Origin of the sequence: Enterobacter cloacae complex sp. ECC445, assembly GCF_021892025.1 — a bacterium.
GTDB lineage: Bacteria > Pseudomonadota > Gammaproteobacteria > Enterobacterales > Enterobacteriaceae > Enterobacter > Enterobacter chengduensis.
Map to the genome: position 1 here is coordinate 446,389 of NZ_JAKLRZ010000003.1, position 13,755 is coordinate 460,143.

Consider the following 13,755-nt stretch of genomic DNA (forward strand, 5'->3'; position numbering starts at 1 on the left):
GCTTTCCCGTTAGCCGCTTAACGCAGGTTAACCAGCGTGTTGAGGATCTGGTCCTGGGTTTTGATGGTCTGCGCGTTCGACTGATAGTTACGCTGCGCGACAATCATGTTCACCAGTTCTTTACTCAGATCCACGTTGGAGGCTTCCAGCGCGCCGTTGGTCAGCGTACCAAAGTTGCCGCTTCCCGCCGTGCCCAGCAGCGCCACGCCGGAGGACTGGGTAGCCGACCATACGTTATCGCCTTCCGACTTCAGGCCTTCGTTGTTGGCAAAGTTTGCCAGCACGATCTGACCCAGCACCTGAGTCTGTTCGTTGGAATAGTTCCCGACTACGGTGCCGTCATCGTTAATCTGATAGCTCACCAGGTCGCCCGGCTTGAAGCCGTTCTGGCTGGTCGCCACGATATTGTTCGCACCGGTGTTCTGCTGCATGGAGTTAGCAAAACTCATGGCGAAGGTTGCAGGCGTCGCACCCGGGATGGTGCCGGTAGTGATGTTGATGTTTCCACCGCCGGTCAACGTACCGTTATTATCAAAGGTCAGCGTGGTGGCCAGTGCCGCCGTGCTGCCTGCCACGCTGCCGTCCTGGGCATAGACTTTCCAGGAGTTGGCCGGGGTCGCATCCTTGACGTAAAACAGGTTCATGTTGTGCGCATTACCCTGGCTGTCAAAGACGGTGACGGTGCCTTTTTTGTTGTAGGTATCCGGGTTAGCCGGATCAAAGGCGGTGGTCGGTGCGGTATCGGTGGAGTTGAGGTTAATCTGCTGGGATGCCGTGGTGGTGGACTTCGCCGCCATCAGCGTGGTCGGGATATTGATCGCCTGCGGGTTCGCACCGGTCTGAACCGTTGACGGCGTCCCGGCCACCGGATAACCGGTTAATTGCATCCCCTGCATGTTTACCAGGTTACGGTTTTCGTCCAGCTTGAACTGGCCGTTACGGCTGTAAAACACCGAGCCGTTTGCATCGACCATACGGAAGAAACCGTTCTGGCTGATGGCAACGTCCAGGCCGCGCCCGGTGTTGGTGGTGGTGCCGTCGGTAAAGTCCTGAGTGATGCCCGCAACCTTCACGCCCAGGCCCACTTTGGAACCGGCAAACATGTCTGCAAAGGAAGCAGAACCGGATTTAAAACCATAGGTCGCGGAGTTGGCGATGTTGTTGCCAATGACGTCCAGGTTGGTGGCCGCAGCATTCAGGCCGCTGACCGCTTGAGAAAAGGCCATGACTTACTCCTGATAAGTGTTAAGGCTTAGATAATCTGCCGAACTTCGTCGAGCGTGGTGGAACCCGAGGTTCCCAAATCCAGTTTGTTGCCGTCGCTTCCTTTGATCACGCCCTGAACCAGCGCGAACTGCAGCGGCTGCGCCACCAGCTGGGTTGTCCCATTGCTGGCGCTGATGGCCACCTTGTAGGAACCGTTTGGTGCTTTCGTGCCGTCGGTCAGGCTGCCATCCCAGGTAAAGGTATGAACACCCGCCTTCAGCTCGCCGATGTCGATGGTGCGAACCACGGCGCCGGTCGAGTCGGTGATCGTCGCGGTCACTTTGTCAGCGGCCTGCTGCAGTTCAACGCCAAACGGCGTGGTGGTCGTTGTGGTGTTGCCTTCGGTGGTGCTGGTACCCGCCAGAATCGTGGTGCCCGGGATCATCACCCCGTGGCCAATCAGGCTGGCTGCCTGCAGAGACTGGGCGCTGTCGATCTGGCCGGAGACGGAACCGAGGGTGGTGTTGAGCTTCTCAATGCCGCTGACGGTACTGATCTGCGCAAGCTGCGTGGTCAGTTCGTTGTTCTGCATTGGGTTGGTGGGATCCTGATTCTTCAGCTGCGCCACCAGCAGCGTCAGAAAGCTGCCCTGCAGATCGGCGGCATTACTCCCGGTCAGGGAGTTAGACCCTGTCGAACTCTTTGTGTTGTTAACACCCGTGTTCGTGGGATCGTTCACATTGACGGCAATGGACATGCGTGTCTCCTTTACTGGCCGAGAGTGAGTGTTTTGAGCATCATGCTCTTCACGGTATTAAGCACTTCGACGTTGGCCTGGTAGCTGCGGGATGCCGACATGGAGTTCACCATCTCCCCCACCACATCTACGTTCGGCATTTTCACGTAACCGCTGGCATCCGCGAGCGGGTTACCCGGCTCATACACCAGCCTGTCCGGCGCCTGGCTCTCAACCACATCAGAGACCTTCACGCCGCCCGTCGCCGCGCCTGGCGCAGCGTCGACCTGAAAGACAACCTGTTTGGCTCGATAGGGCTGACCGTCGGGTCCGGTTACGCTGTCGGCATTCGCCAGGTTACTGGCCGCCACGTTCAGACGTTTGGACTGGGCGGTTAACGCCGAACCGGCAATATCAAAAATATTCAACAAGGCCATCTATCAGTTCCCCCCCTGCAGGACGTTCATCATGCCTTTGATTTGTCCGCCGAGTACGGTCAGGCCCGTCTGGTATTTCAGGCTGTTATCGGCAAACTGCGTACGCTCCCGGTCCATATCTACGGTGTTACCGTCGAGTGAGGGCTGATCGGGAATGCGGTAAAGTAAATCGGTCGCTGGCGCGGTCATCGCCTGAGCAGGAATATGGCGAGAGGATGTCATGGCAAGTGCAACACCCGTTCCTTCGGCACGTCCACGCTCCATCACCTTTTTGAGTTCACTGGAAAAATCAATATCGCGCGCCTGAAACCCCGGGGTATCGGCGTTAGCGATGTTGGCGGCTAAAATCTCCTGCCGCTGGGCGCGTAAATTGAGCGCTTCCTGCTGAAAACGTAACGCGGCGTCGAGTTTATCGAGCATGTCTCCTCCGCTGATGGCAAAATTTCAGTTCACAGCTTAAATCTCACCCGGTCTCCCCTATCGACGGAATAAGCGCAAAATGCGTCGCTATTTATTCCGTTGATGCAAAACCGCTGCAGGTAGAATTCATTCAACTCTGGAAACGGTGGAACTTGCGATGCAAACGTTAAAACGTGGCCTGATGGCAACTTTCTTGCTGTTTAGCCCGCTGGTGCAGGCTGAAGGCTTGCAGGATCGGTTAACGGCTTTCTTTGCGGAAAAGCTGGCGGGCTTTAGCGATGAGGTTAACGTTACCGTGCGCACGCCGCCGAATCTCTACCCGACCTGCGACCAGCCGTCATTCAGCGTGACGGGGACCACCCGGCTGTGGGGGAATGTGAACGTGCTGGCACGCTGCGCCGGTGAAAAACGCTATTTACAGGTTGCCGTTCAGGCGACGGGCAATTATGTTGTTGCCGCCGTGCCCATTGCGCGCGGCAGCGTGCTGCAGCCGAACAGCGTGACGCTGAAGCGTGGGCGTCTGGATCAGCTCCCGCCCCGCACCATGCTGGAAATGAACCAGGCCCAGGACGCCGTAAGCCTGCGCGATGTCGCACCCGGCCAGCCGATACAGCTCTCGATGCTGCGCCAGGCCTGGCGGGTAAAAGCGGGTCAACAGGTGATGGTGGTGGCCAACGGAGAGGGCTTTAGCATCAACAGTGAAGGGAAAGCGTTAAACAATGCCGCGGTGGCGCAAAACGCCCGCGTCAGAATGTCTTCAGGCCAGGTGGTGAGCGGAACCGTCGATTCTGATGGGAATATTCTGATTAACCTATAATCTTTTTAAAGATTTCGCGGCGCGTGCCGATAAATATTCCATTAATGATGATGTCAGGCGCAAACGCCGCGAACCCTCGATGAGGACAACACTATGAGCATTGATCGTACATCAGCCCTGAAGCCGGTAAGCGCTGTACAGCCTCGCGAAACGAATGACGCTCCTGCGCAGAAAACGCGTCTGGAAAAACCGTCAACGTCCAACAGCACCAGCGTGACCCTGAGCGACGCCCAGGCAAAACTGATGCAGCCAGGCACCAACGATATCAATATGGAACGTGTTGAAGCGTTGAAAACGGCTATTCGTAACGGTGAGCTGAAAATGGATACCAGCAAGATTGCTGATGCCCTGATTCAGGAAGCTCAGAGTTTCTTGCAGAGTAACTAACCGTATGAGTCGACTGTCAGAAATACTGGACCAAATGACGGTTGTCCTGAACGACCTGAAAACGGTAATGGACGCTGAGCAACAGCATCTCTCTTCCGGCCACATCAACGGCAGCGCGCTGCAGCGTATTACTGAAGACAAAAGTTCGCTTCTGGCAACGCTGGATTATCTTGAGCAACAGCGTCGCGCTGAGCAAGATCCCAAGCGCAGCGCCAATGACGATATTGTTGAGCGCTGGCAGACCATTACCGAAAAAACCCAGCTCCTGCGCGATCTTAACCAGCACAACGGCTGGCTGCTGGAAGGTCAGATTGAGCGAAATCAGCAGGCGCTTGAGGTACTGAAACCGCATAAAGAAACCGGACTGTACGGTGCGGACGGCCAGACAGCGACGGCGCGTATTGCGGGAGTTAAAAAGATTTCGATTTGACGCATCAGCGACAAATCATGCAGTGGGGAGCACCCTAAGGTGAACTCCCCTTTTGGCGTTTATGCCGTACGGCGGGCGAACTCTTTGACCTTGAAGCCCAGCACCGCGAGCGTGGCAAAGTACGCCACCACCCCGACGCCCACCACGGCCATCAGCCGCATCAGACGGAAGGGCATGGTGCCCTGAGACCACTCCGGCATGACGTACATCATGCCGAGCAATGCCGCAGACATCACCAGCACCGCAATAATCAAACGCACCAGGAAGCTCGCCCAGCCCGGCTGCGGCGTAAAGATATCCTGCTTGCGCAGCTGCCAGTACAGCAGCCCGGCGTTCAGACAGGCCGCCAGACCAATAGACAGCGACAGGCCGGCATGCTTCAGCGGGCCGATAAACGCCAGGTTCATCAGCTGCGTCATAATCAGCGTCACGATAGCAATTTTTACCGGCGTTTTGATGTCCTGACGGGAATAGAACCCCGGTGCCAGCACTTTAACTACGATAAGCCCCATCAGTCCGACCGAGTAGGCAATCAGCGCGCGCTGGGTCATTGCCGCATCGAAAGCGGTGAATTTGCCGTACTGGAAGAGCGATACCGTCAGCGGTTTGGCCAGAATACCCAGCGCCACCGCGCTGGGTAGGGCCAGCAGGAAGCAGAGACGCAAACCCCAGTCCATCAGGCGGCAATATTCATCATGGTTGCCGCTGGCAAAGCTTTTCGACAGCGACGGCAGCAGAATGGTCCCCAGCGCCACGCCCAGCACCCCGGACGGGAACTCCATCAGACGGTCGGCGTAGTACATCCACGACACCGAGCCGGACACCAGGAAAGAGGCAAAGATGGTGTTGATAATCAGCGAGATCTGGCTGACGGAGACGCCGAGAATGGCGGGTCCCATCTGCTTAATCACGCGCATCGCTCCGGCATCTTTGAGATTGATGCGCGGCAGCACCAGCATGCCGATTTTTTTCAGGTGCGGCAACTGATACGCCAGCTGCAGCACGCCGCCGACGGTGACCGCCCAGGCCAGCGCCAGCACCGGCGGATTGAAGTGCGGCGCGGCGAACAGGGCAAAACCGATCATGCTGACGTTGAGAAACGTCGGCGCAAACGCCGGAACGGAGAAGCGGTTCCAGGTATTGAGGATCGCCCCCACCAGCGAGGCCAGCGAGATGAGCAGAATATAGGGGAAGGTAATGCGCAGCAGCTGCGAGGTCAGGGCAAATTTGTCAGCCGTATCGGCAAAACCGGGCGCGGTCACCATAATCACCCAGGGCGCGGCCAGCATCCCAACGACGGTCACCACCGCCAGCGCCAGGGTCAGCAGGCCGGAGACATACGAGACAAAAACGCGCGTGGCGTCCTCACCCTGCTTGCTTTTATATTCCGCCAGGATTGGAACGAATGCCTGGGAGAACGCCCCTTCCGCAAAAATACGACGCAGCAGGTTCGGCAATTTGAACGCGACGAAGAAAGCGTCCGTGGCCATCCCTGCACCAAATACCCTTGCCACAATGGCGTCGCGCGCAAAACCGAGCACGCGGGAAAACATGGTCATCGAGCTGACGGCCGCCAGCGATTTTAATAAGTTCATTAACGTGAATTTCCAGAACCATACGGATGTATAGGCCGGACAAGCGTAAGCGCCGCCCGGCAAAGCCAACAAGCGGCGCTTAGTCTAACCGGATTTCAACGAATTACTATCCGCAGATGTTACAGCGAATTATTCGCTCATGGCCTCGCGCCAGAGCCTTTCCACAATGCGCTGGGCCATAATGGCCTGCTCGCCGGACGTTTCAGGAACCGTCTGATTTTGCACGCAGGTGATAAAGTGGCGGGCGCATCCTGCGAAACCGCGCTGCTCAAGGGTGCTCTGCCAGCCCGGCGCCGGGAGCGTCACCACGCCGTTGCCCTTCTCTTCCCGCCACTCGCGCATGTCCGTAATGTCATAGAGCGCGCCGTCGGTCACCGCCTGCACCGATTCGCGCTGACTTCCCGCCCGACGGTGCATGCTGGTGGTAATCTGAAGATGCTCAACGGCAAAGTGGTGTTCCGCGTAGACCATCTGCCCCTGGTCGTTCGTCACCAGGGTACCGCTTTTCAGCAGCGCTTCGCCGTTGCTCAGCCACAGCGCCGTATCCACAACGTGCAGATAGTCATCCAGAAGCGTAAAGCGCAGATCGTTTGGCCCTACGCTGTCGGTGCGGTGCTTATCCATCCTAAGCGAAGCGAGCGTGCCCGACTGCGCCTTTAGCTGCTGATAAAGCGGCGCGAAGCGGCGGTTGAAGCCCACCATCAGCGTCAGTTTTTTGCGCGCCGCCAGCTCAATCAGCCGCTCGGCATCCTGAACATTTTCCGCCAGCGGTTTATCCACGCAGACGTGGACGCCCGCGTTGAGCAACTCGCTCACCACCTGATAGTGGGTGGCCGTCGACGTATGCACAAAGACCGCATCGCACTCGCGGGCCAGATCCTGCAGCGATGCCGCATAAGGGATGCGCCAGGTTTCGCAGATCCGTTCTGCCTTTTCTCGGGTGGGCGACCATGCCCCTTGCAGGGTCCAGTCCGTCGCTGCCCCTAAAACCGGAAGCCAGGCTTTTTGCGCGATACCACCCAGCCCCACCGCGCCAATGCGTAATTTTTTCAATGTTAGTCTCCCAAATGTGCCAGCAACGCGTCCAGACGCTGTTTCAGCCCAGCGACCTCTTCTTCAAGCGCCTCCACGCGCGCGGCAAGCGTGTCGTTGCTTGCTAAAGATCCCGCGTCGCTCTCAACACTAGCGACCTCGACGTCACCGCTGAAGAGGTGCATATAGCGGCTTTCACGCTTGCCCGGCTCGCGCGGCAGACGCACCACATAGGGGCCGTTTTCACGCGCCGCCAGCCCTTCCAGGGTCTGCTCGACTTCCTGCATATCGCTGAACTCGTGCATACGCGACGCGCGCGTGCGCAGTTCGCCCGGGGTTTGCGCCCCGCGCAGCAGCAGCGTGGTGATGACCGCCACTTCCGCACTGCTCAGCTTCAGGTCGCCAAACTCGGAGTTACAGAAGCGCTGCTCGTATTTGGTCACGCGGTTGCCGAAGCCGCTGACGGTGCGCAGATAGTGGCGTTTTACCAGTGCATCCAGCACGTCCTGAACGTCATGCTCGCTGAGGTTCATCACCGGCTCGCGGTTGGTCTTCTGGTTGCAGGCCATGGTCACGGCGTTGACGGAGAGCGGATACTGCTCCGGCGTGGTGACCTGTTTTTCGAGCAAGCACCCAATCACGCGCGCTTCTGTAGCGTTTAGCTGATACTTCATCTTTTCTCCTTAACGACCTGCGGTCCAGTCCCGGGTGGTTAACGCCGTCAGAACGTGGTCGCGCCACTCTCCGTCTATCAGCAGATAGTCTTTGGCGTAACCCTCTTTCTCAAACCCTAAACGCGCCAGCAAATTGCCGCTGCGCTGGTTATGCGGCATATAGTTCGCCATAATGCGATGGACGTGCTGCGTGCGTTGCATATAGCGGATCGCCACCGTCAGCGCCTCGTACATCAGCCCCTGCCCCTGCCATTTCTGGCCGATGGAGTAGCCAAGGTAGCAGGCGTGAAACGATCCCCGCACCACGTTTGAAAAATTGGCGATCCCGATAATCTCTTTCTCTTCTGGATCCAGCAGCGCAAAATAAAACGCGCTGCCCTGCTTGTGAAATTCCGCGATCATGCTGAGCCGCGCCTGCCAGCCGGAAGGGTAACAATGGCTCTCGTCCCGAACGGGTTCCCAGGGTTTTAAAAACTGGCGATTCTCGGCGTAATAATCCGCCAGACGCCAGGCATCACGCTCGTGCACCAGACGAACGACCAGCCTGTCCGTTGTCAGACGCACTTTTGGCACATTACTGCGATAGCCAAACATCGATACCACTCCTTCCCGTCACTTCTGCTCACCCATTAGCTTTACTATACCTGCGCCTGCGCCGTCTGTGAAAACAGTGACATACCATTTTGCGCTCTTTTCACCATTTTCGATGAGAACTCTCTATCAAAGCACCCTTTTGATAAAAAAATATTGTCACCTCCGGGGGTGGGAAAACGTGCGGCGACACCGCAGAATGTTAGCGTGCTCACCTTCTTATTTTCCCTGGAGGGAAAATGTCCCGCGTATCACAGGCCAGGAGCCTGGGTAAATATTTCCTGCTCGTCGATAACATGCTGGTCGTGCTCGGCTTTTTTGTCGTTTTTCCGCTCATCTCGATCCGCTTTGTCGATCAAATGGGCTGGGCGGCACTCATGGTTGGTATTGCCCTGGGGTTACGCCAGTTTGTCCAGCAGGGTCTGGGCGTCTTTGGCGGGGCCATCGCTGACCGCTTTGGCGCTAAGCCGATGATCGTGACCGGTATGCTGCTGCGCGCGGCAGGGTTTGCCACCATGGCGGTCGCCCACGAGCCCTGGCTGCTCTGGTTCTCCTGTTTCCTCTCCGGTATCGGGGGCACGCTGTTCGATCCGCCACGCACCGCGCTGGTGGTGAAGCTGATTCGCCCTCAGCATCGTGGCCGTTTCTTCTCGATACTCATGATGCAGGACAGCGCCGGAGCGGTTGTCGGCGCCCTGCTGGGAAGCTGGCTGCTGCAGTATGACTTCCGTCTGGTCTGCGCCGCTGGCGCGGTGCTCTTTATCCTGTGCGCGCTGTTCAACGGCCTCTACCTTCCTGCCTGGAAGCTGTCGACGGTGAAAGCGCCGGTGCGCGAGGGGCTTGGACGCGTCATGCGAGACAAGCGTTTTGTCACCTACGTGTTGACCCTGACCGGGTATTACATGCTGGCGGTACAGGTCATGCTGATGCTGCCAATTATGGTTAACGAGATTGCGGGTACGCCTGCCGCCGTTAAGTGGATGTACGCCATTGAGGCCTGCCTGTCTCTGACGCTGCTCTACCCCATCGCCCGCTGGAGCGAGCGGCGTTTTCGCCTGGAGCATCGCCTGATGGCCGGGCTGTTCCTGATGACGCTGAGCATGATGCCGATCGGCCTGGTGAACTCGCTCCAGCAGCTGTTTACGCTGATTTGCACCTTTTATATTGGCTCGATCATCGCCGAGCCTGCCCGTGAAACGCTGAGCGCCTCGCTTGCGGATGCACGTGCCCGCGGCAGCTATATGGGTTTCAGCCGGCTGGGGCTGGCGCTGGGCGGCGCATTGGGGTATGCCGGCGGCGGCTGGCTGTTTGATGCCGGCAAAGCGCTGAACCAGCCCGAACTCCCGTGGATGATGCTCGGCGCGGTGGGCTTTATGACGCTCCTGGCCCTCTGGTGGCAGTTCAGCCAGAAGCGCAGCGCGAGCGGCATGCTCGAGCCCGGCGCGTAGCCTTTCTCTCTGGCGGGAGTCTTTCCCGCCCCGCTTCTCAGTTTTTTCTGCTGGTTTCTGCCCATTCACGCTGACATACTGGCGTAACAGGACAGAAGCGCCGATTTTTCGTTGAGGAACACTATGAAGAAAATTGTTTTAGCCGCGGCATTGGTCGTCAGCGGCCTGCTGGTTGGCTGTAACCAGCTCACGCAATATACCGTCAGTGAACAGGAAATTAATCAGGCGCTGGAAAAACATAATAATTTTTCTAAAGACATTGGCGTGCCGGGTCTGGCGGACGCGCATATCGTCCTCACGAATCTCACCAGCCAGATCGGACGTGAGGAGCCAAACAAAGTCACCCTGGCAGGTGATGCGGCTCTCGATATGTCATCCCTCTTTGGCAATCAGAAGGCCAACATCAAGCTCAAGCTGAAGGCGCTCCCCGTTTTCAACAAAGAAAAAGGGGCCATTTTCCTGCAGGAGATGGAAGTCGTCGATGCGCAGGTTTCGCCGGACAAGATGGCGCCGGTTCTGCAAACCCTGATGCCCTATCTGAACCAGTCGCTGCGGAATTACTTTAACCAGCAGCCCGCGTACGTCTTAAGTGAAGATAAAAGCAAGGGTGAAGCTCTGGCGAAAAAATACGCAAAAGGGATAGAGGTGAAGCCGGGAGAAATTATCATTCCTTTCACCGATTAACCTGAGGGGCGCTGCGGCGCCCTTTTTTTTACGGAAAAGTGTGCAAACGAAAACGTTTCCGCTTATGATTTGTGTCCGGCAAAAACAGCCATCCTTATGACTGATTCCTGACAAGCCGGAGCTTCCATGACTGCACAACCCCAGGTTTTAAAAATCCGCCGCCCAGACGACTGGCATATCCATCTGCGCGATGGCGATATGCTGAAAACCGTCGTGCCTTATACCAGCGAAATTTATGGCCGCGCGATTGTCATGCCTAACCTGGTGCCACCAGTCACCACCGTCGATGCCGCGATCGCGTATCGCCAGCGAATCCTGGATGCCGTGCCTGCGGGACACGATTTTACCCCGCTGATGACCTGCTATCTGACCGACTCGTTGGATCCGAACGAGGTGGAGCGCGGGTTTAACGAAGGCGTATTTACGGCAGCGAAACTCTACCCGGCGAACGCCACCACCAACTCCAGCCACGGCGTCACCAGCATTGATGCCATCATGCCGGTGCTGGAACGTATGCAGAAACTGGGCATGCCGCTGCTGGTGCATGGTGAAGTCACGCATGCCGAGATTGACATCTTTGACCGTGAAGCCCGCTTTATCGAGACCGTGATGGAACCGCTGCGCCAGCGCCTGCCTGCGCTTAAAGTGGTCTTTGAACATATCACCACCAAAGACGCGGCGGAGTACGTGCGTGACGGCAACGAGTTGATTGCCGCCACCATCACCCCACAGCACCTGATGTTTAACCGTAACCATATGCTGGTGGGCGGGGTGCGCCCTCATCTGTACTGCCTGCCGATCCTCAAGCGCAACGTTCACCAGCAGGCGCTGCGCGAGCTGGTGGCCAGCGGGTTCACCCGCGCGTTCCTCGGCACCGATTCCGCGCCTCACGCCCGCCACCGTAAAGAGGCGAGCTGCGGATGCGCAGGCTGCTTCAACGCCCCAACGGCACTTGCCAGCTACGCGACCGTATTTGAAGAGATGAACGCGCTGGAACATTTCGAAGCGTTCTGCTCCCTTAACGGCCCGCGCTTCTACGGCCTGCCGGCCAACGACACCTTCATCGAACTGGAGCGTAAAGCGAGCCACGTTGAGGAGTCTATTGCGCTGACGGATGACACGCTGATCCCGTTCCTGGCGGGCGAGACCGTAAGCTGGACGGTAAAACGTTAAAAAATCAATGCCCCTGGTTGTCAAACCGACAATATGCCTGTATAAATAAACAGTATATTACACAGGGGGCATTTATGCGTATTGAAGTCACCATTGCCAAAACTACCGTTCTGCCTGCCGGCGCGCTTGACGCGCTGGCCGGCGAATTATCCCGTCGTATTAACAACACCTTTCCCGACAACGCGGGTGCCGTCACGGTGCGCTACGCCGCGGCAAACAACCTCTCAGTAATGGGCGCCGCGAAAGAAGATAAAGACCGCATCAGCGAAATCCTGCAGGAAACGTGGGAAAGCGCAGACGACTGGTTTATCACAGATTAACACTGCTCCCTCATTGTGTTTTTTTGCCGGGTCGCCCCGGCTTTTTTTCGTCTAAAACACGGTAAGTTCAAATTAATTCGGCATCTTCTTTAAGAATCGTGAACAAGATGGTGTTTTATTGCTCGAACAATCCTAAAAAGCAGGAAAATGTGTTGCTACCTGTTTATTTTTCCCGTCGGAACCCTTATTACTGATATACTGAAGATGCCTTCAGAAAAACATGCATTGAACCTCAGAGACGTTGTCTTCTAACACGCATTAAGGGGGTTATAATGGAAAAGAATAGTGAAGTGATCCAGACCCATCCACTTGTCGGCTGGGATATCAGTACCGTAGATAGCTACGATGCGCTGATGCTGCGTTTGCACTACCAGACCCCAAATCAACTTAACCGTGACGAAGCGGAAGTTGGACAGACGCTGTGGCTAACAACAGACGTCGCCCGTCAGTTTATTTCTATTTTAGAGGCAGGTATTGCAAAAATAGAATCTGGCGACTATCAGGAAAATGAGTATAAACGGCACTAAGCTTATGCCCACTTTTCTCTCTACAGGCACCCTCGCGGTGCCTTATTTATTTCTCCCTTGTCTAAGCCCGCGTTGTTAATTACTCTGCTAACAAAACGTCAGTTTAAGAGATGCATATGAGATACGACTTAATCATTATTGGTAGCGGCTCCGTGGGCTCAGCCGCCGGTTATTACGCGACGCAGGCAGGGCTGAAGGTCCTGATGATCGATGCCCATCTTCCTCCTCATTCGGAGGGTAGCCATCATGGCGATACTCGCCTCATGCGCCATGCGTACGGAGAAGGCGAGCGCTACGTGCCGCTGGTGCTGCGCGCCCAGACGCTGTGGGATGAGCTGGCGAAGCAGACCGAGGATCGCATCTTCGAACGTACCGGCGTCGTCAACCTGGGTCCTGCCCATTCTGAATTTCTCGCCAGCGTCGAGCGCAGCGCGAAGGCCTTTAATCTGGACGTGGAGAAGCTGGACGCAACGGGTATTACCGCGCGCTGGCCTGAAATTACCGTCCCGGATGATTATATCGCCCTTTTCGAAGCCCACTCCGGCGTGCTGCATTGTGAAACGGCGATCAAAACCTGGATCGATCTTGCGGCGAAAGCCGGCTGTGCGCAGCTGTTTAACTGTCCGGTGGAAGCCATCTCCCATGACGAAAACGGCGTCACGGTCACAACGATTGACGGCGACTATTCAGCATCCCGCCTGCTGGTCAGCGCAGGAACATGGGTCACTCGCCTGCTGCCGGAGCTGCCAATCCAGCCGGTGCGCAAGGTCTTCTCCTGGTTCCAGTCAGATGGTCGCTACAGCGCGCAGAATAAATTCCCGGCCTTCACCGGCGAATTGCCGAATGGCGATCAGTTCTACGGCTTCCCTTCTGAGAAAGACGCGCTGAAAATCGGTAAACACAACGGGGGCCAGGCGATTTCCTCCCCTGAAGAGCGTAAACCTTTCGGCGCCGTTCCACAGGATGGGTCAGAAGCCTTCACGTTCCTGCGCACGATCCTTCCGGGCGTCGGCGGCCTGCTGTATGGCGCAGCCTGTACCTACGACAACACGCCGGACGAGGACTTTATCATTGATACGCTGCCGGGGCATGACAACACAATGATCATCACCGGGCTGAGCGGCCACGGCTTTAAGTTTGCTTCCGTGCTTGGTGAAATCGCCGCGCAGTTTGCCCAGGGCATTACGCCGCAGTTTGATCTAACGCCGTTCTCCCTCTCGCGTTTTAACGGATAATCCGCCGCGGGCTCCGGACGTGCCGGGGCCCGTTTCATTCACA

17 protein-coding genes are annotated in these 13,755 nt (G+C 56.9%); 9 read left to right on the forward strand and 8 right to left on the reverse strand.

Annotated features, from left to right (window positions below):
* Window positions 1-17 precede the first annotated feature (17 nt).
* The 4 genes from flgE to flgB are packed head-to-tail and all read right to left on the reverse strand — an operon-like array spanning window position 18 to window position 2,799.
* Window positions 18-1,226 (reverse strand): flagellar hook protein FlgE, encoded by a 1,209-nt coding sequence (flgE, locus tag L6R44_RS05665; protein ID WP_032639648.1) that lies wholly within the window; start codon window positions 1,224-1,226, stop codon window positions 18-20.
* A 26-nt stretch (window positions 1,227-1,252) separates the two neighbouring features.
* On the reverse strand, window positions 1,253-1,963 hold the full coding sequence (flgD, locus tag L6R44_RS05670) for a flagellar hook assembly protein FlgD (RefSeq protein ID WP_032639645.1): 711 nt from the start codon (window positions 1,961-1,963) through the stop codon (window positions 1,253-1,255).
* 11 nt (window positions 1,964-1,974) lie between these two features.
* The gene (gene flgC, locus L6R44_RS05675; protein ID WP_008500814.1) at window positions 1,975-2,379 is read right to left on the reverse strand and encodes a flagellar basal body rod protein FlgC; all 405 of its coding nucleotides are present in this window, start codon (window positions 2,377-2,379) and stop codon (window positions 1,975-1,977) included.
* Window positions 2,380-2,382: 3 nt separating this feature from the next.
* Window positions 2,383-2,799 carry a flagellar basal body rod protein FlgB gene (flgB, locus tag L6R44_RS05680; protein ID WP_023311135.1) on the reverse strand — a complete coding sequence of 139 codons (417 nt, stop codon included), beginning with the start codon at window positions 2,797-2,799 and terminating at the stop codon, window positions 2,383-2,385.
* Window positions 2,800-2,956: 157 nt separating this feature from the next.
* On the opposite strand from flgB, the gene flgA reads away from it, so the two are divergent.
* From flgA to flgN, 3 genes are all read left to right on the forward strand, one after another.
* Window positions 2,957-3,616 carry a flagellar basal body P-ring formation chaperone FlgA gene (gene flgA, locus L6R44_RS05685; RefSeq protein WP_237423532.1) on the forward strand — a complete coding sequence of 220 codons (660 nt, stop codon included), beginning with the start codon at window positions 2,957-2,959 and terminating at the stop codon, window positions 3,614-3,616.
* Window positions 3,617-3,709: 93 nt separating this feature from the next.
* On the forward strand, window positions 3,710-4,003 hold the full coding sequence (flgM, locus tag L6R44_RS05690) for a flagellar biosynthesis anti-sigma factor FlgM (protein ID WP_032639635.1): 294 nt from the start codon (window positions 3,710-3,712) through the stop codon (window positions 4,001-4,003).
* Between the two features lie 4 nt (window positions 4,004-4,007).
* Entirely contained in the window at window positions 4,008-4,433 is a 426-nt protein-coding gene (gene flgN, locus L6R44_RS05695; protein ID WP_032639633.1) for a flagella biosynthesis chaperone FlgN, read from the forward strand.
* 59 nt (window positions 4,434-4,492) lie between these two features.
* On the opposite strand, the gene murJ is transcribed toward flgN, so the two are convergent.
* From murJ to rimJ, 4 genes are all read right to left on the reverse strand, one after another.
* Window positions 4,493-6,028 (reverse strand): murein biosynthesis integral membrane protein MurJ, encoded by a 1,536-nt coding sequence (gene murJ, locus L6R44_RS05700; protein ID WP_032639631.1) that lies wholly within the window; start codon window positions 6,026-6,028, stop codon window positions 4,493-4,495.
* Window positions 6,029-6,157: 129 nt separating this feature from the next.
* Window positions 6,158-7,081 (reverse strand): Gfo/Idh/MocA family protein, encoded by a 924-nt coding sequence (locus tag L6R44_RS05705; RefSeq protein ID WP_237423533.1) that lies wholly within the window; start codon window positions 7,079-7,081, stop codon window positions 6,158-6,160.
* 2 nt (window positions 7,082-7,083) lie between these two features.
* Entirely contained in the window at window positions 7,084-7,734 is a 651-nt protein-coding gene (locus tag L6R44_RS05710) for a YceH family protein (RefSeq protein ID WP_237423534.1), read from the reverse strand.
* A 9-nt stretch (window positions 7,735-7,743) separates the two neighbouring features.
* A complete protein-coding gene (gene rimJ, locus L6R44_RS05715; RefSeq protein ID WP_032639624.1) occupies window positions 7,744-8,328 on the reverse strand; it encodes a ribosomal protein S5-alanine N-acetyltransferase in 585 nt (194 codons plus the stop codon).
* 236 nt (window positions 8,329-8,564) lie between these two features.
* Between rimJ and mdtH the strand changes: the two genes are divergently transcribed.
* From mdtH to solA, 6 genes are all read left to right on the forward strand, one after another.
* The gene (gene mdtH / locus L6R44_RS05720) at window positions 8,565-9,773 is read left to right on the forward strand and encodes a multidrug efflux MFS transporter MdtH (protein WP_237423535.1); all 1,209 of its coding nucleotides are present in this window, start codon (window positions 8,565-8,567) and stop codon (window positions 9,771-9,773) included.
* A 123-nt stretch (window positions 9,774-9,896) separates the two neighbouring features.
* Window positions 9,897-10,457, forward strand: a complete 561-nt coding sequence (locus L6R44_RS05725) for a lipoprotein (protein ID WP_032639620.1) — start codon at window positions 9,897-9,899, stop codon at window positions 10,455-10,457.
* A 126-nt stretch (window positions 10,458-10,583) separates the two neighbouring features.
* Window positions 10,584-11,630, forward strand: coding sequence for a dihydroorotase (gene pyrC, locus L6R44_RS05730; protein WP_237423536.1), 1,047 nt, complete (start codon window positions 10,584-10,586; stop codon window positions 11,628-11,630).
* Window positions 11,631-11,704: 74 nt separating this feature from the next.
* The gene (gene dinI / locus L6R44_RS05735; protein ID WP_028012694.1) at window positions 11,705-11,950 is read left to right on the forward strand and encodes a DNA damage-inducible protein I; all 246 of its coding nucleotides are present in this window, start codon (window positions 11,705-11,707) and stop codon (window positions 11,948-11,950) included.
* 272 nt (window positions 11,951-12,222) lie between these two features.
* Window positions 12,223-12,477, forward strand: coding sequence for a biofilm formation regulator BssS (gene bssS / locus L6R44_RS05740; RefSeq protein ID WP_003858012.1), 255 nt, complete (start codon window positions 12,223-12,225; stop codon window positions 12,475-12,477).
* Between the two features lie 116 nt (window positions 12,478-12,593).
* A complete protein-coding gene (solA, locus tag L6R44_RS05745; RefSeq protein ID WP_237423537.1) occupies window positions 12,594-13,712 on the forward strand; it encodes an N-methyl-L-tryptophan oxidase in 1,119 nt (372 codons plus the stop codon).
* Window positions 13,713-13,755: the final 43 nt, after the last annotated feature.